Source organism: Acinetobacter sp. YH12254, from assembly GCF_013417415.1.
In the GTDB taxonomy this organism is placed as follows: Bacteria; Pseudomonadota; Gammaproteobacteria; order Pseudomonadales; family Moraxellaceae; genus Acinetobacter; species Acinetobacter pseudolwoffii.
In genome coordinates this window covers 142,850-160,282 of sequence record NZ_VPEB01000008.1, presented here as the reverse complement: position 1 = coordinate 160,282, position 17,433 = coordinate 142,850, and the positions used below count along the sequence as shown (strand labels likewise).

At 41.3% G+C, this 17,433-nt stretch carries 18 protein-coding genes; 6 read left to right on the top strand and 12 right to left on the bottom strand.

Going from position 1 to position 17,433, the window contains the following annotated elements:
- The first annotated feature begins 350 nt into the window (after window positions 1-350).
- The 3 genes from FTV29_RS08310 to FTV29_RS08300 all read left to right on the top strand — a co-directional run bounded on the left by FTV29_RS08310 (window position 351) and on the right by FTV29_RS08300 (window position 3,517).
- Window positions 351-1,361, top strand: a complete 1,011-nt coding sequence (locus FTV29_RS08310; RefSeq protein WP_180075342.1) for a triacylglycerol lipase — start codon at window positions 351-353, stop codon at window positions 1,359-1,361.
- Window positions 1,362-1,442: 81 nt separating this feature from the next.
- The gene (locus FTV29_RS08305; protein WP_180075341.1) at window positions 1,443-2,414 is read left to right on the top strand and encodes a triacylglycerol lipase; all 972 of its coding nucleotides are present in this window, start codon (window positions 1,443-1,445) and stop codon (window positions 2,412-2,414) included.
- Between the two features lie 134 nt (window positions 2,415-2,548).
- Window positions 2,549-3,517, top strand: coding sequence for a triacylglycerol lipase (locus FTV29_RS08300; RefSeq protein WP_180075340.1), 969 nt, complete (start codon window positions 2,549-2,551; stop codon window positions 3,515-3,517).
- An 83-nt stretch (window positions 3,518-3,600) separates the two neighbouring features.
- Here FTV29_RS08300 and rplS read toward each other — a convergent pair whose 3' ends face one another.
- From rplS to ispH, 12 genes are all read right to left on the bottom strand, one after another.
- Entirely contained in the window at window positions 3,601-3,978 is a 378-nt protein-coding gene (gene rplS / locus FTV29_RS08295) for a 50S ribosomal protein L19 (protein WP_005094271.1), read from the bottom strand.
- A gap of 186 nt (window positions 3,979-4,164) precedes the next feature.
- Window positions 4,165-4,899: a tRNA (guanosine(37)-N1)-methyltransferase TrmD gene (gene trmD / locus FTV29_RS08290; protein ID WP_180075339.1), complete on the bottom strand. Its 735-nt coding sequence runs from the start codon at window positions 4,897-4,899 to the stop codon at window positions 4,165-4,167.
- Window positions 4,900-4,926: 27 nt separating this feature from the next.
- Window positions 4,927-5,475, bottom strand: a complete 549-nt coding sequence (gene rimM, locus FTV29_RS08285; RefSeq protein ID WP_100329381.1) for a ribosome maturation factor RimM — start codon at window positions 5,473-5,475, stop codon at window positions 4,927-4,929.
- Window positions 5,476-5,493: 18 nt separating this feature from the next.
- On the bottom strand, window positions 5,494-5,751 hold the full coding sequence (rpsP, locus tag FTV29_RS08280; RefSeq protein WP_005094274.1) for a 30S ribosomal protein S16: 258 nt from the start codon (window positions 5,749-5,751) through the stop codon (window positions 5,494-5,496).
- 138 nt (window positions 5,752-5,889) lie between these two features.
- A complete protein-coding gene (locus FTV29_RS08275; RefSeq protein WP_180075338.1) occupies window positions 5,890-6,306 on the bottom strand; it encodes a type IV pilin protein in 417 nt (138 codons plus the stop codon).
- A gap of 9 nt (window positions 6,307-6,315) precedes the next feature.
- Complete coding sequence (locus FTV29_RS15240; RefSeq protein WP_180075337.1) at window positions 6,316-6,720, bottom strand: type IV pilin protein; 405 nt, start codon at window positions 6,718-6,720, stop codon at window positions 6,316-6,318.
- 2 nt (window positions 6,721-6,722) lie between these two features.
- A complete protein-coding gene (locus FTV29_RS08265; RefSeq protein WP_257224495.1) occupies window positions 6,723-10,346 on the bottom strand; it encodes a PilC/PilY family type IV pilus protein in 3,624 nt (1,207 codons plus the stop codon).
- 10 nt (window positions 10,347-10,356) lie between these two features.
- Window positions 10,357-11,148 (bottom strand): hypothetical protein, encoded by a 792-nt coding sequence (locus FTV29_RS08260; protein ID WP_180075336.1) that lies wholly within the window; start codon window positions 11,146-11,148, stop codon window positions 10,357-10,359.
- Window positions 11,145-11,993, bottom strand: coding sequence for a PilW family protein (locus FTV29_RS08255; protein ID WP_180075335.1), 849 nt, complete (start codon window positions 11,991-11,993; stop codon window positions 11,145-11,147). The genes FTV29_RS08260 and FTV29_RS08255 overlap by 4 nt, the downstream gene beginning before the upstream one ends.
- Window positions 11,986-12,429: a prepilin-type N-terminal cleavage/methylation domain-containing protein gene (locus FTV29_RS08250; RefSeq protein WP_218946055.1), complete on the bottom strand. Its 444-nt coding sequence runs from the start codon at window positions 12,427-12,429 to the stop codon at window positions 11,986-11,988. Before FTV29_RS08250 ends, FTV29_RS08255 begins: the two co-directional genes overlap by 8 nt.
- A complete protein-coding gene (locus FTV29_RS08245; RefSeq protein WP_218946054.1) occupies window positions 12,422-12,847 on the bottom strand; it encodes a Tfp pilus assembly protein FimT/FimU in 426 nt (141 codons plus the stop codon). Before FTV29_RS08245 ends, FTV29_RS08250 begins: the two co-directional genes overlap by 8 nt.
- Before the next feature lie 161 nt (window positions 12,848-13,008).
- Window positions 13,009-13,959: a 4-hydroxy-3-methylbut-2-enyl diphosphate reductase gene (gene ispH, locus FTV29_RS08240; protein ID WP_180075333.1), complete on the bottom strand. Its 951-nt coding sequence runs from the start codon at window positions 13,957-13,959 to the stop codon at window positions 13,009-13,011.
- 134 nt (window positions 13,960-14,093) lie between these two features.
- Between ispH and gmk the strand changes: the two genes are divergently transcribed.
- From gmk to FTV29_RS08225, 3 genes are all read left to right on the top strand, one after another.
- The gene (gmk, locus tag FTV29_RS08235; protein ID WP_180075332.1) at window positions 14,094-14,717 is read left to right on the top strand and encodes a guanylate kinase; all 624 of its coding nucleotides are present in this window, start codon (window positions 14,094-14,096) and stop codon (window positions 14,715-14,717) included.
- 76 nt (window positions 14,718-14,793) lie between these two features.
- Window positions 14,794-15,075: a DNA-directed RNA polymerase subunit omega gene (gene rpoZ / locus FTV29_RS08230; RefSeq protein WP_004650579.1), complete on the top strand. Its 282-nt coding sequence runs from the start codon at window positions 14,794-14,796 to the stop codon at window positions 15,073-15,075.
- Window positions 15,076-15,289: 214 nt separating this feature from the next.
- Window positions 15,290-17,395, top strand: a complete 2,106-nt coding sequence (locus tag FTV29_RS08225) for a bifunctional (p)ppGpp synthetase/guanosine-3',5'-bis(diphosphate) 3'-pyrophosphohydrolase (protein WP_180075331.1) — start codon at window positions 15,290-15,292, stop codon at window positions 17,393-17,395.
- Window positions 17,396-17,433 lie beyond the last annotated feature (38 nt).

The window sequence follows — 17,433 nt, the reverse complement described above, 5'->3', positions numbered from 1 at the left end:
ATCCTCATATCGAAAGCTTTATGCCTTCATATCTCCCACCCTAACTTTGTTTCTAAATATTTCTTGTTTACACAAAATAACCTCAATGAGTGTTTTGTATTTCAACAACTTAAAATTTAAATACAGCCGTAAATAAAACATATTCTTACAATGTAAATCTCTTCTCTCTGTCGTGTCCTAAAATGACATGGTTTTAGCGCGTTGAAGTGAAAAAATACCGCTACTCAAAAGAAAAATTGCTCAACCATAGAAGGCCAAAACTGTATGGTCCAAAGTCTGATTTTGTGGCTTACAACACTCTAGAAAAGCAATGATTGCTTTAATAACGATAAAATTAAAAAGGGATGCTTATGCGTACTTTCAGCAAGACAGCACAGTTACTGACTGTGACTTTAGCAACAACTCTGGGATTAAGCTTTTCTGCACAGGCCCATGCCGCGGCAAGTGCTACACAGGTCACTGAAAAGGCCAGATCTGATTATGCCAAAACCAAATATCCTATTCTGATGGTACATGGCTGGCTAGGCTGGTCACGCATTGGCACCGACAGCATCGGGCTGGATTACTGGTATCAGATTCTACCGGATATGGCACGCAATGGTTCTACCGTCTTTGCTGCACAGTTGTCTCCGGCAAATAAGACAGCACATCGCGGTGAACAGCTGATCAGCCAGGTTGAAGATGTGATAGCAATCACCGGTAAACACAAAGTCAACCTGATTGGTCACTCTCATGGCGGGCCAACCGTGCTCTATGTCGCTGCCACTAAACCAGAATATCTGGTATCGATTACAGGCGTTGCTGGTACCTATCATGGTTCTAAAGTTGCTGACGATATTCAAAGCAATAGTTTAAGCCGCACCGCGTTTAATATTTTAGGTGACTATATTGTGGGACCTTTAATTGCACTCGCTCAGCTTAAACCTGAATTAGAAATCGATTTTGATGCATCAATGAAATCATTAACCCAAACAGAATCAAAAAACTTTAATGCAACTGTTGCAAAAGAAGCAGTCAAAGACGGCGTTTTAGCAGCAACTGAGAACTGTAATAAAAACCTCAAACCTAAAGATTCTAAAGGTATTTATTACTATTCATGGACAGGTGTGGCACAAGCCACCAATGCCTTAGATATCGATACGATTTTAATGCAACTGGGCCCACTGTCTTATGGCAATAAAAACAATGATGGTATGGTCGCACGTTGTAGTGCTTATATGGGCAAAGTGATTAATGACAATTACAAACTCAACCATACCGATCTTGCCAACATGATGTTTGGCTTGAAAGGTCTATTCGCCCCAGATCCGGTGACGTTATACCGTCAGCATGCCAACCGCTTAAAGCTGCAAGGTTTGTAAGCTGCTCGCCTTTATCGGGATTGATAAAGGCTTTGCTATATAAGCGGTCATCATTTCCCCGGATGAAGCAGAGATAGAATAATGAAAATAATAAGCCTGTTATTCAGTCTATTTATTGGATTCAGTTGTTCCTTGGCTTATGCCAAGCAGAGTCCATTGATTGAATATACACCCAAATTCGCTATATCCAGCTACGCCAAAACCCATTATCCGCTCATCTTTGTCCATGGCTTCGGTCTGGGCTTTAACCGCATTGGAACCGATAACATCGGTTTAGATTATTGGTATCAGATCCCGCAAGATTTAGCCCGTCATGGTGCGCGTGTATTTTCCGCGGAATTATCTGCGGTTGCATCCAATGAACTACGTGGTGAACAGCTGTTACTACAAATTGACGAAGTTCTTGCACTGACGGGTAAAGCTAAAGTCAATCTGATTGGACATAGTCAAGGTGGACCAACCATTCAATATATTGAAGCTGTTGCACCTGCCAAAGTGGCTTCACTGACCGCAATTGCAGGTGCGATGAAAGGCACACCTGTTTTTGTCAATGCCAGCCAGACACCTTTACTAGAACCGCTGATTCATGCCATTGGAACAATTCTGGGCTACAGCATGAATCTGGTAACAGCAAATCAATATCCGGTAAATATCACAGCGGCCTTAAGTGCCATGCATCCTGAAGACATTCGAGCCTTCAATATAAAATACGGTTCTGCTGCGATTCCTAAAGACTGTCAGACCCAAGGCATGAAGATCACAGCCAACGGCATTCATCATTACTCCTGGATGGGCAACCGGCAAACCACCAATCCTCTGGATATCATTGAATCGACTATTGTCAGTTTAGGCGGGACTTTCTTGAAAGGTGAAGCCAATGATGGCGCTCTACCTTTATGTAGTGGACGTTATGGTCAGATCATTCGTCAGGACTATGCCCACAATCATTTCGATGAAGTGAACCAGTTCTTCGGCATTTTAGGGCCTTTTGCCCAAGACCCGATTGCACTCTATCGCCAACATGCCAATCGGCTCAAACTGCAAGGCTTATAAATCATTCACTGCTATCCATCAATCATAATTTTTAAATACAGCAACTTAAAACCTAACTCGCCCGTTTCGGGTGGGTCATTTGACAAAGCAGGATAAGAATCATCCTGTCAAAACAACAAAAATGAGGAAAATATATGAAATACGGCTTATTCATCACCAGTCTGCTACTGGCTGGCACATGTGTCACGGCTCAGGCATCCACTCAAGCCAGTCAGGTCACAGCGAAAGCCAGCTCACACTATGCCAAGACCCAATATCCCATCGTGTTTGCACACGGGATGGCAGGCTTTATCCGGGTCGGTACAGATCAGTTTGGTCTGGATTACTGGTATCAGATTTTACCGGATCTGGCCCGCAATGGTGGCAATGTCTGGGCGACCCGAGTATCACCGTTTAACTCATCAGAAATTCGTGGTGAACAACTCTTAGAACAAGTGAAGGAAATTCGGGCGATTACAGGCGCATCTAAAGTCAATCTGATTGGTCATTCTCATGGTGGTCCCACGATTCGTTATGTCGCTGGTGTAGCGCCTCAACTGGTCGCCTCTCTGACTGCGGTCGGTGCGCCGCATAAAGGCTCACCAGTTGCAGATCTGATTCTTCAGGCAGAAGATACGCCACTACAAGGCCCTTTGGTCGGTGGGATTAATCTGGTGTCTAAAGCCATCACCTGGGCCCAAGGACTGGATCCAAACAGCTTCCCGCATGATTCTCTTGCAGGTGGTCGCAGTCTGACACTGGCAGGATCGGCACAATTTAATCAGAAATATCCGCTGGGAATGTCAAGCACGACCTGTGGCGAAGGTGCCTATAAACAGAATAATATTTATAACTATTCATTTACCGGCACCGGCACAGTCACCAATATTCTCGATCCTGACTCTACTTTGAAAGTCACCAGCCTGCTGATTGATGGTGGCAAGGACAATGATGGTCTGGTCTCTCGCTGTAGTGCCAAATTTGGTAAAACCATTCGTGATAACTACAACTGGAATCACTTAGATGAAGTCAATATGGTCTTGGGCCTGAAAAGCATCTTTGCCCCTGACCCGGTCGATGTGTATCGCCAACATGCCAACCGGTTGAAGCTGCAAGGCTTATAGTTCTTATATCAATATTAGAATATAAAAAATGCGCCCAAAGGCGCATTTTTTAACTCGAGATAAAACTTAACTTGAGCCTAAACTTAAGAAGCTTTAACTTTACGAGCTGGTAATTTTTCACGGATACGTGCAGCTTTACCAGACAATTCGCGTAGGTAGTAAAGTTTAGCGCGACGAACATCACCACGACGTTTCACTTCAACTTTAGCTACGATTGGAGAGTGAGTTTGGAATACACGCTCAACACCAACACCGCTAGAAATTTTACGTACTGTGAACGCAGAGTTCAAGCCACGGTTTTTCTTCGCAATTACCACACCTTCAAAAGCCTGAAGACGCTCACGGTCGCCCTCTTTAACTTTTACAGAAACAATCACTGTATCACCTGGTGCGAAAGCAGGGATGTCTTGTTTCAATTGTGCATTTTCAATTACTTGAACTAAAGGATGCTTACCGCTCATGGGGTATCTCCAATAATGCGAGTCAGAAGAGGTCTGATCATCGCGGGGGCTAGAGGCTAAAGCGCATAGACCCGATTATCTTTCCCTTTAAAGTTGACCATCTCAACTTTAAAGAGCCTATTAAAGAATACTTAAACTCAATTTAAGTACCGTTTTCGAAGACAGCACCAATTTCTCAGCAATGTCTTACAAATCTTTCAGCCATTTTTTTTGCTGCTTGGTCAATTCTACTTGTTCGACCAGTTCAGGTCGACGTTCAAGTGTCCGTTGATAACGCTGCAAAAACCGCCATTTTTCAATGTTTGCATGATGACCTGATTTAAGTACCTCAGGCACATCCAAACCTTCAAACTGGTCAGGCTTGGTATATTGTGGGCAGTCTAACAGACCATCCACAAAGGAGTCTTGCACATGGGATTGCTCATCAGACATCGCCCCCGGAAGCCTCCGGATAATACTGTCCAATAAAACCATCGCTGGCAGTTCACCACCCGACAAAACATAATCACCAATTGACCATTCCTGATCAACATATTGCTGGATCAAACGTTCATCGACCCCCTCATAACGCCCACACAGTACAATCAATCCGTCATATTGAACGAAGTCTTGTACTGCAGTTTCGTTTAAGGTTTTTCCTTGCGGTGACATATACACCACAGGAACATGAACTGCGCCCGCTTGCGTTGCAAGCTCTTTGGCACGGTGGATTGCTTGTGCCAAAGGCTCCGCCATCATCACCATACCCGGACCACCACCGAATGGACGTTCATCCACCCGTTTGTAGTTGCCCGTCGCAAAATCGCGAGGATTGATGCAATGAATTTGCATCAAATCACGTTTTGCTGCGCGCCCGCTAATACCGTAGGCTGTAATCGCTTCAAACATTTCAGGAAAAAGCGTAATGACTGCAAAAAACATCGCAGACTCCCTTATTTCCAAAAAGTGTTAGTAGTCTACGCCCCAATTGACGTAAATACGACCAGCTTCAAGATCAACGCGTTGTACCACATCTTTATGCCATGGAATCATGCGCTCTTCGCCATCGATACTGTCGGCAGTTGCGCGAACCACCATCACATCATTGGCACCTGTTTCAAACAGTTCAAAAATTTGACCGAGATTCACTTCTTGATCCTCATCATTCAGACCTAACACTGTTAGACCCTTTAAATCAGACCAATAATATTCATCTACACCCGCTTGAGGCAGTTGCGATTTAGCAATCCAGACATTGGTGCCAACCAGTTGGTCTGCCCCAGTGCGATCACTCACACCTTTAAGCGAAACAACCAGGCCTTTACCATGTGGTTTCCAACGTTTTACATCAACAATTTGCCAACCTGCTTTGGTCTCAATGTACCAAGGCAGATAGTCAAATATGTTGCTCATGGGTTCTGTATTGGAATAGACCCAGAGCCACCCATTTAATCCATATGCTGAACGTAGCTGTCCAATCTGAATACGATCTTCGGGAACATTCTGTGTTGGTGTCATGGGCAATCTACTACCATATTAAACAGCAGTTGCAGCTTTTTTAGCTTGAGCAGCTAAAGAAGCAACGCGATCTGAAGGTTGAGCACCTTGAGAAACCCAGTGAGCAAAACGGTCAGCATCTAAACGAAGTTTTTCTGCTTTACCTTGAGCTGTCGGGTTGAAGAAACCGATACGTTCGATGAAACGACCGTCACGTGCATTACGGCTATCAGTTACAACGATTTGATAGAATGGACGTTTTTTAGCACCACCGCGAGTAAGACGAATAACAACCATGATAGAACCTTATAGTTTTTACGGATTATCCCTGCACCGACCACCGATACATTTCAAACCCCTTTCATAGAGGGCAGTATTTTACTTGAACTTTGCCCTGAATGAAAGATCAAAAGTTGGTTGGCTACAATTTTGAATTTATTTTCCGCCCCAAGGCTCACATGCCCCTGATGTTTTCTCCCAGCATTGCTGACCTGAACTATCTAATGTAAGAGCGCCTGTATTTACCATAGAGTTTGCAGGGGTGGCTTCTAAAGTCCAAGAATGCTTATCCGCTGACACTGTTAGCACTACACTATAATTTTCAGTTCCCGTACTTGGAATCTTAGCTGTAACAAAAGGAGCTGATGAAGCATTATCATAATTACCATGAGCGACTTTATATGCAGGCAATTGTTGTGCTATATCCAGCAACACTGTCTGCGCTTCTAATCTCTTACCTCGCTCTTGGTAACCTGTATAACTTGGATAAGCGATTGCTGCCAAAATCCCTAATATGACCACAACAATCATTAATTCAATAAGTGTAAAACCGTTATTGATGTATGACTTCATTTTTACACCTTACTGACATTGTGATGGAACGGTACATGATGTATCAGACCATTCACATATTGCACCCTGACTATTTGACGCAAAATTCTTGTATAAACTTGCATCATCTAAGGTCTGATTAACACATGATTTAACAGACCATTTTCGCAATTCAGCAGAAACAGTAGTTGTATATATAAGTTTAGATCCCACTGTTGCTAACAACTCTTTACCATCTAATCCCTCATAACTAAAGTTACGCGACTTCTCTTTTTCAAGCGCTAAACTTAAATCAGCAATTTGCTGTAGTGCAAGCTTTTCATTACCTTTACGTACCTGTGTCTGATAGTTTGGCAACGCAATGGCTGCCAAGATTGCTAAGACCACTACCACGATCATTAACTCAATCAGTGTAAAACCATTATGGATTTGCATAACTATTTACCGCCAGAATTAAATGGTAAATATTCAAACCAGCGCTTTGGTACCAATTTATCTGTTACTGCATATTCTGCAGCTGGATTTGGCAATATTTCTTTATTAAAAATTAGAGTTCTATGCGTATCTTTCGTACGGCCAGCACCTAACGTCAGACCAATAATCCCCGCACCTAACTCTGCAACCACCTCTGGATTACTTGCATTTTGATTTGCTCCGCAAGCACCAAAAGGCAAACAGAATTTGTAAGCTGAACTACTACCTACAATCCCGCCAGTACATTCTGTTGCATCCCCATCTTTAGCAGTACTTTCATCAGGATTAAAAAGTGAATAGTACAAATCATTGTCTAATGCTATACCTTCTTCCATTGCTCTTACTTGATGCTTCGCGTCTTTACCTACTTTAGGCATTGGAAAAAACCAGCCTTTATGAGTGCCTTTATTAAAGCTACCAGTACCACTTATATCGTGCATCGAATCTAGAGTAATTAATGTAGGAGTACCTACTGGACTAGACGTCACAGTATCATCTTCAATTGCAACCACATAATCTTGAGGATAAGACGTGCTTGTGTCTAATGGACTACTACGATCACCTGATGCCAATGTCACCATTGCAAAGCGCTTACCTGTCGTATCATCTTTATGGATGGTAAAGGTTGGAGCCTCATAAAAACGTCTTGCCGTTTTGCCACTAGTATTTAAATCAGCAATTTTAGTTGCTTGATGAACCAATACTGTATTCGCTGCAGTTGTACCTAACTTACTATTAAAATCAACTCGGAAAAGTTGCCCCCCCAAATCACCTACATATAAGTGATCTGTAACACCATCACCATTACGATCAACCGCTTTTACTCGTGAAGGGATACTATGTGTCATGGCGTCAATTTTGGTTGAAGACGTACTATTCGTTGCATTACTACTCCCCCACCACAGTAAACTACCCGCTTTAGTATTGGTATCCAAATCTTCAGCAGCGAATATATATATACCATTCCCTTTGACATCACCACTTACATTTTGACTCTCATACTTACGATCATATCCGCCACCAACAATCATGGCTAACTTCTTATGACCTTTCCAAGGAATATAAGTGATGACTGGTTTTGACCAACTTTCACCCATATAAGACAAAGCTCCAGAAGTATGATTATCTGGTTTAATAGCAAATAATAGCTTTGGCTTACCAGAGGTCTTGCCCAAATCAGTTAAATCCAGTGCGTAATAACTTCTACCACCCATACGAAGACCACCATAAGCATATTGCTTTTTGGCTGTCATAATTTCTTTGTCGTCTTCAAAGATATACTCGTATTCAGTATGTGCAACCCACGGTCCATCAATTCCGTAGAAAAATTTATCAGTATTAGCCGTTGTAAAACGATCCAATGCAAGTGATTCAGCAAATCCTTTTTCTTGTGGATTATTTGTGCGTGTTAAAAACTCACTCGGTAAAAAACTAAAAACTTCTTTACCATTATCTGCGTTTACAACTTGAACTAAGCCTTGCGTGGTACCTGCTAAAATATAGTCTTCTCTTGTAGTAACCCCATATTCACCATCTTTTTCCTCAAACACGCCTTTTTGCGTCAACATAATTGGCGTTGAGTGAATCACTGAACCCATTTGGAAATCTTTAGTATTAGTTTTAGTTTGCAGATAGCTGAGTTGCTCATTGTATGATTTACTTGCCAATGCATCGAAGTCACTTTGAGTGAGTTTTGAGTAGCCTAATAACCCATATAAATATTGTTTATTGTTTAAAGATGTAGTCCCATTCAGAATATCAGTCACTGCATGCTTTAAAGCACTGCCATTATTAACCCCAACATCTAAATAAACATTCCGATTAGAACCCAAATTTCCAGATGTGATTAATGGCTTATGATGAACTTTAAGTTTACTTAATAAACCACCCCAAGCCATATATACATCATCATCAGAGCTACCAGCACTTTCATACCAATAATCGCTTAACTTTTCTTGTACTTTTCCATCTTTAAATACAGGCTTATCTGATTGATCTACAACTGTACCCGTACTCGTTTTAACTGCAAATTTTTTAAGGTTACCTGCCCATAATTGCTCTTTACCACCAGCAATTGGCTTAAACATAGGGAAATATGAATAATTTTGGAGTCGTGTAGAATCTAAAGCATCGACAGGGATAGTATTCGTTCCCATAGTAGAACCTTCGATTTCCACAGAAACATCATCAACAAATTGTTCAATACTTTTTACAAGATCCTGTGTTGATTGAGCATTATAAAATCCACCTTTTCCATTGTTCTGTGCTTTTTCTCCCCAATTACATAATGACTTATGATCATTTTTAATTAATGAGTCACATTTGAAGAATCCCCCTTTTCCTCCACTTTCTTTTAAGTCATATCCGCCACCAAATCCTACTGTTGCTGTTAATACACCATTCACCGTCCTTTTAGAAGCGGCATTAGTATGGATATTTGACCAATAATTATTACCAGCACTACTAGGCTCCCCATCGGTCAAGAAATATATCCCTTGACCTAAACAGCTTTGTTTGGCATTTACAGCAGTTTTATCAAACAACCCCCTGGAAACTTCATAAGCTTGCGAAATTGGAGTCCCACCAAATGCTTTTAATTTGGTAATTTCGGTTAAAAACTTTTGCTTACCCTCTTTATCCATAGCTAAGAATTTTTTTTGGTTTTTTGAGGTTCCAAAATTAATGACAGCACCATTTTGTGTATTATCTGTTAATGGATAATAACCTAAACTATAATTCATATGGGATTGAGTCGTATCACTAGCCACTAACTCAAGTAAACCTTTTTTCATTTTTGCTAGTCTTGTTAAACACCTATATGTATCTGAACCGGAGCTTTCTGGTTCACAAGATCTTTTAATTTTATTTTTATATTCTTCTTCTACATTTGATGTTCCCATTACACCTAATTCTACTCGACAATAGGCTTCTCCTTGAGGGGCATAAATATATCCATTTCCACCAAATTGAACAGTTAAATTTTCTGATAGATATTCACCATCTTTAATAGAGTAGACACTATTGTACTCTTGCCTTGTACCAATACAGGCATATTCATCTCTGCAAGTTGTTTCATTTTTTCTTAGTAATTCATCCTTCCAAATATATAAATCATTCTTATTCGACCACTTATCTGCATTATATATTTGTGATATTTTATAATCACCACTACCATAAGCTACCTCGTAGTAGTTATTTTCATATTTTTTATAATTCTTTTCCGAGCTCCACGCCCAATCAGTAAAGGTGATCACCTTTATCCCTTTATTTGCAGTGAAAGTACTTACCTTTTCATAACCTCCATAACTAACTGCTTTCGTTTCGCAACTTTGGCCTAGTTTTTTTACTTTTTTGTTAGAATCATAGTATTGGTAGTCATCGAATAATGAATAGACCCCCATACTCCCTGAAATATCAAGCATGAAATGTACATCGATATTTCCAGTACCACCCGCCTGATAAATATCAATATCGGACGCTGAGATTTGAGTAGGAATACCACTCACAATTAAAGCTGTCACTGATGCAGATAAAGCCGATACTTTAAATTGCATCCATTTTTTTTTCATCTGTGTGCTATTTTTCATAACGGCTCTCCTATGAGCTTGCTGGAGCAACATATTTCTTAATAAACTGTCCTAAATTGTATTCTGCGACTTGAGTTTTATAAGGCACACTTGCACCACTTAAGCACTCTGAAACTGTTTGCAAGTCAGAACTAGAATCATCGATATAACTTAAGTTTTGCATACACATGTTAATAGTTTCATCTTTGGCAGAACTAAGTGTAGGCATAACAGTCGTGGAGGTAATCACTACACGTAATGTATCCTCTAACTTTGCATTTTCAATATCAGTCCCAATTTGATAATGCGCAAATGGTTCATCCTCAGGATATCCAGCAACACGTACAGCAATTTGAGTCATTGCGGCACCACGTCCACTTACATAGTCAGCTTTAGAGTCGCTGGTTTGACAAAAACCCATCTTGGTTGAACCACCTATATGTTGAATATGTACTTTATCTTCAGGTATATCATCATCATTCATCGAAATATCAGAGTAAATTAAACTCGCATTTCCTATTTGATAGAACTTTGGTGACTTTCCTCGATAACAAATAACTAATTCTTTATTCCGATTACTTTCCATCTTTGGAAAGCCGAACAACCCCGTTCCAACCAACTGACTTTTAATAAAATCTAAATTCTCAATATAATAAAAAGAGGCATCATTATTTTGGTCCATAATATTATTCGCTTGGCTATTGGTCGCAATTCTTAACCCAAACATACCGCCACGCATAGCCATAGCACCAATGATCGTTAGTAAAATAACAACCACCATAACCACAATAATTGTTGAACCTTGCTGATTGACTTTGTTCATAACTCTTCCCCCAGTCCATTACGAAGCGCAATCGTACGTTCAACTGGAATCCAAACATATTTTGTTTTTACTGTACTTGGCTTAGTGATTGTGTAAGGTTTACCTAATATATTGTGCTTTAACTTTTCTTCTGAATTACCACTAATACTATCTAAGGAACGAGATAATATTCCAATCTGTAAAGAAACTGCTTTTGATGTATTTGGAAGTGCTTTAAACTCAGTTAACGTTTTATACGAAAGATTATTTGCATTATCTTTTACACCTACACGCACTTTAAAAAGATCAACCCCTTTCATAATAATTTGCCCCTTCCCATCTAAACCTGAAAGTGCTATACCATCTTTGTATTTCCCGGCATCACAAGCCAATACAAAGTCGTTTGCGCTGCCATTATCGTCTTTACGTATAAAGTAACGTTGAACAACTATGTCATCAGCATTAATCGTATTTCCTTCGCAATCATACTCTTTAGATTGATCTGGTTTATATTGAATAACCAATACGTCACTTTTATCAGCTATGAAAGATGATTTAACCCCCTCGCCAGAAACACTTGTACTCGCAGCTCCAGTCAGATAATTGCTCGTATTTACAATTAGCCCCGACACCTGATCAGGTTTAATTTCTGTAAATGGCAAATTAAGGTTTGTAAGCTTAATATCATCTGCAACATAAGTAATGCCTATGTTCGCATTATCTTGCAGTCCTTGAATTGATTCTTGAAACGCTAAACTGCGCTGCCCCGAGATTAGCATTTGAAATGCTGCCCCTACGATAATCAGCCCAAGGATAAGCGATACCATCAGCTCAATAAGTGTGAAGCCTTGGTTAAACCTACTCATTGAACGCCTCCACAACTACACATTTAGAGTCAGACTTATATGAAAATTTGCCAGTTTCAGTGCAAGATCCGGGCTGTGCTAAAGTTTCTCCCCATGCCACATAAATACACTGACGTCCATTTGTCGTTTCTGGACATTTATAGACTCCTATATTCATACCTCTAGCGGCCGCCAACTCATGCATTTCATTCCAATCCTTACCTGCAAATGTATCTCCAGAACATGATCCTTTAAAACAATTCGTATAAGAGGTACGACTCACATACATCCGCTCAGATAAATTCCGAGCTATATTGACAGCTTCAACACGACTTAAAGATTCGGATGCCATTTCCAAGGTTCGATATTGCAAGGCAACAAATCCCATAGCAGCGATTGCAAGAATGACTAAAGAAGCAATAATTTCAATTAAGCCCACACCCTTTTGCTTATTCATCACTATCTCCATCTAATTCGTTACAATCACTATTACTAGCTGAAATAACTCCTAAAATAGAAAGCTCCAAATATTTAATGCGTGTTCCATTTTTTTCTGAAATCTGTAAACAGAATTTATTTTTTTTATCAGGCATCACTACCATTCCATTATTACGGAATACTATTTCGTTATTTTCATTAATTTCATATTTAGCGGAATCAATATGAGTAGAAAATGAAACAGTCATGGGTTTATTTTGTAATCTAGCTTCAGTGCGTGCCTCAGTTAAAGCCAATTTAAGCTTCTTTTCTTGCTCTTTTATCTGTTGGTTTTTTCTAAAATCATTCATAGAAGGAGCAGCAATTCCTGCAATAATCGCTAACACCGCAATCGTCACCATCAGCTCAATTAACGTAAAGCCCTTATTCTTGTTCATCCCGCCCCCAAAGCAACAAAATTTCATCCTATTAAAAATAATATCTATAAATTTTACAAAACATACACACAGCAGATAGAAGGTATAAAAAAACAGATAATTGCCAAAAAGCAATTATCTGTCAATTCCTAAAAAATTCAGAATGTTAAGTGCTTAACACTTTAGGCCTGAGTTACCGGAATACGTAACTCTTTCGGCAAACTAAATGTAATATTCTCTTCACGACCATCCAGCTCTTTAGGTGCTTGGGCACCCCAATCCTGTAAACGCTGAATGACCTGTTTAATCAGAATTTCTGGTGCAGAGGCTCCGGCGGTTACTCCAATCTGAGCATTTTCTTCAAACCATTCCTGTTTGAGTTCATCGGCATTATCAACCAGATAAGCTGCTTTACCCATACGCTCCGCCAGTTCACGCAGACGGTTGGAGTTCGATGAGTTTGGTGAACCGACAACCAGCACCACATCACAACGCTCAGCCAGATCACGTACTGCATCCTGGCGATTTTGGGTGGCATAGCAAATATCATCTTTACGCGGCCCTTGAATTAAAGGGAATTTTTGGCGTAAAGCATCAATCACTTTCGCCGTATCATCAATCGACAAGGTTGTTTGCGTGACAAAAGCGACTTTTTCAGGATTGCGTACCGTTAAAGCGGCGACATCTTCTTCATCTTCAACCAGATAAATCTCACCACCATTTTTTTTGTCATATTGCCCCATGGTACCTTCGACTTCAGGGTGACCTTCATGACCAATCAGGATCGCTTCTACACCTTCACGGGCATATTTGGTGACTTCAATATGTACCTTAGTCACCAAGGGACAAGTCGCATCAAAAACCTTCAGACCACGACGCTCAGCTTCTTGTTGTACTGCTTTAGAAACACCATGCGCGCTAAAAATCACGATATTATCGTCAGGTACCTCATCGAGTTCATCGACAAAAATCGCACCACGCTGACGCAAGTCATCGACCACAAATTTATTATGCACCACTTCATGCCGCACATAAATCGGTGGATTAAAGCATTCTAGGGCACGGTTCACGATCGCAATCGCACGATCTACACCAGCACAAAAACCACGTGGGTTGGCTAAAACAATTTCCATAGAATCCTCAATACTCACACCATTTTTAGCGGTTCAATTGAAATAAATGTAAAACAATCGACTGGTAACTATTTAGTTTAAAGCCGGTCTACTCTAAAATAGAGAAGATATTTTATCATATCAGGAAAAATATCATGTCGGGTCTCTTGTTTGTCGTTTCTGCAGCGTCTGGAACAGGCAAAACATCCCTTGTTAAAGCCCTACTTGAGCGTGTCAATAACCTTCACGTTTCTGTGTCCCATACCACACGCGGTCAACGACTTGGCGAACTCGATGGCGTGCACTATCATTTCTCCCAGAAAGACGATTTTTTAAATCTGGTCAATGAAGGTGGTTTTATTGAATACGCAGAAGTATTCGGTAATTACTACGGTACCGCGCAGGCGACTGTTAAAGAACAACTGGCCAAAGGCCATGATGTGCTGCTGGAAATTGACTGGCAAGGTGCACAACAAGTCCGTCGACTTTTTCCTGAATCTCAACAAATTTTTATCTTGCCACCAAGTCAGTTTGACCTGCGTGAACGTCTGTCTAACCGGGGTACCGACACAGTTGATGTGATTGAACATCGTCTGAGCTGTGCAGTGGAAGATATGCAGCAATATAGCAACTTTGACTATATTATTATCAATGATGACTTTAACAAGGCATTGCATGATCTCGAAGCGGTCATTATCGCCAATCGTCTGACCTTGTCGCAGCAAGCCAACCGTCATGAAAAACTGATTCAGCAACTGATCACACCCACTGAACAGTGATTAAAACTTGAGTCTATAGGCAAAGCCTTTTATACTGTGCAGTCTGTTAAAATTTATTATTCAAACGAGAATTCTTATGGCACGCGTCACCGTTGAAGATTGTTTAGACCATGTAGACAACCGATTTGAGCTTGTACTAGTGGCAAGCAAGCGCGCGCGTCAATTGGCACGTCAAGGTATTGAACCAACTGTAGAATGGGACAATGACAAACCGACTGTTGTTGCTTTACGTGAAATCGCTGCAGGTCATGTATCTAAAGATATTTTGAAACAACGTGATCAGGACTATCAAACATCAAGTCTGGACCTTGCACTTTCTGCAAATAATCTAAACTTAGACGGTTTTTCTTTCCAATAAGAGATCGTCACAAAAAAAGCCTAGTTTTAAACTAGGCTTTTTTTGTTATGTGACTTTTATATTTATACCAGAACGGTTATAACATAAGGGTTAGCTATCGAACTTGAATCCGCTTTCTATTTGTTAAATTAAAAATTTGGCAAGTGCTACAATTCATATTTAATCAAAGCTTTCATGGTTTTATTTGTAAGAAACTCAGTTTTAAAGGTGTTTTATGCCAGGCCCACAGGTCAGTCAAGCCAAGCAACAGTTAGAGATGATGATCGACGCGTATTTAAATGAACGTGATGTCGAACGTGTGCTTGCGGCCTGTGATTATGCAGATATCGCGCATGACGGAATTGTGCGTAAAAGTGGCGAACCCTATATCCTGCATCCGATTGCGGTGAGCTGTATCTTGGCGCATATGCGTCTGGACACTGAAACCCTGATGGCTGCTTTGTTACATGATGTGATTGAAGATACCGACTTCAATAAAGATGATATCAGCGAGACTTTTGGTTTTACCGTGGCCGAGCTGGTCGATGGCGTGACCAAACTGAGCCATTCCAGCGATAAAGAATATAATAAAGCCGCGTCATTCCGAAAAATCCTGCAAGCCACCTTACAGGACCCACGTGTCATTATTGTGAAACTGGCCGACCGCTATCACAACATGACTACTTTAGAGGCGCTACGCCCGGACAAACGCGCGCGTATCGCCCGCGAAACCTTTGAAATTTTTGTGCCGATGGCACGTATTGTCGGCATGAATGAAATGGCCGACAATCTGGAACATCTGTGTTATCAGAATCTTGATCTGGACATGTATAACAACGTTCAGGCAGCGCTATTAGAAACCAAGCCAAAACGTTGTGAATATCAGGCGATCTGGGAACAAAAGCTGAATGATCTCTTAGAAGACTATAAAATTGAAGGTCGAATCAAAAAGAAAAATAATAATATTGAGCTGTTACGCCACTTTGTTAAAAATGATATTGACCTACAAGAGCTGACTCATAGCCATGCCTTTGAAATTATATTACAAAGCATTGCAGATTGTGACCGTCTGGCAGAAATTCTGACTCAAAGCTTTAAAATTCAAAGCTATGAAGATCATATTCGCCGTCCATTACCCGGTGGCAACCAGTCCTTGATGATGCGTTTAAAAGGCGAAAAGACCACCTTGTCGCTCACCATTCAAACCGAACTGATGCGTAAAGCCGCACGTTTTGGTGTGGTACTGGGTGAAAATGCCCCGCAAGCCTGTCGTTCTGCAATTCAGGCCTCGATGCAAAATCTGAACGTGTTGGTCGATGGTGAATGCGCCAAAACCACCTTTAGTGAATTACTGGATTATCTGCATCAGGAAAAAATCTGGGTATATACCCCGCATGGGCATTTACACGAATTGCCGCAAGGTGCGACAGCGGTTGATTTTGCTTATGCGGCCAGCCTGTTTCTGGGCAACCATGCCATCGGGGCGAAAATTAACAATGAGACGAAACCGCTCTCTACCCCGCTAGTCAGCGGCCAGGTGGTCGAAATCATTACCGATGTCCTGGCAACCCCCAACCCGGACTGGCTCAGCTTTATTAACACCCAAAAAGCCCGCCGTGCCATTCAGAATATCTTGCGCGATCAGGATCTGGACGAACAGCGTCTGGTCGGTCAGCAAGCACTGAATCGTGCCCTAAAACTGTTTCATCGTTCGATCCGGGATCTGACCGAAGCGGACTGGAAAAACCTGCTGGAATGGCGCCATATTGCCACTCAGGAGCAGCTGTTTGAGCAGATTGCAGTCGGTGACTTATTGCCTCAACTGGTGGCCAATCATTTATTCGCCCAAGACCAGCATCAAAACATTGCTAGCTCAGGGCGCCTGATTCAGGGCACTGAAGGTGTGGATGTCAAATATGCGCATTGCTGTAATCCGGTGCTGGGCGATCCGATTCAGGGTCATTTGACTCGTCGTGGCCTGATTGTGCACCGTTCACGCTGTCATAACCTGCTACACGAACAGCATCAGCACCCTGAAAATATCATGCCCTTGCAGTGGACTGCCGATGATCTGGACGATATCAGCTTTAGCGCCTATCTCAGCATTGATCTGGCCATGGATGATGAGCAGATTTCTGACCTGATTTATCAATGTCGTAAAGCACATTCAGGGGTAGAGATGGTGCGCACCCAGGATGAGCAGACCTATGTTAATATCGTGGTGCATAACCGCAAACAGATTGCCCAGATCATCCGGGACCTGCGTATGTATTTTGGTTTTCCACGAATTATCCGTCTGGCTCAGCCCGTCGTTTTCAGTGAAGCCTCTAAAGCAAGTTGATCATTTAAAACGATAGTGCTGTTGTCGGCTGGATTGAT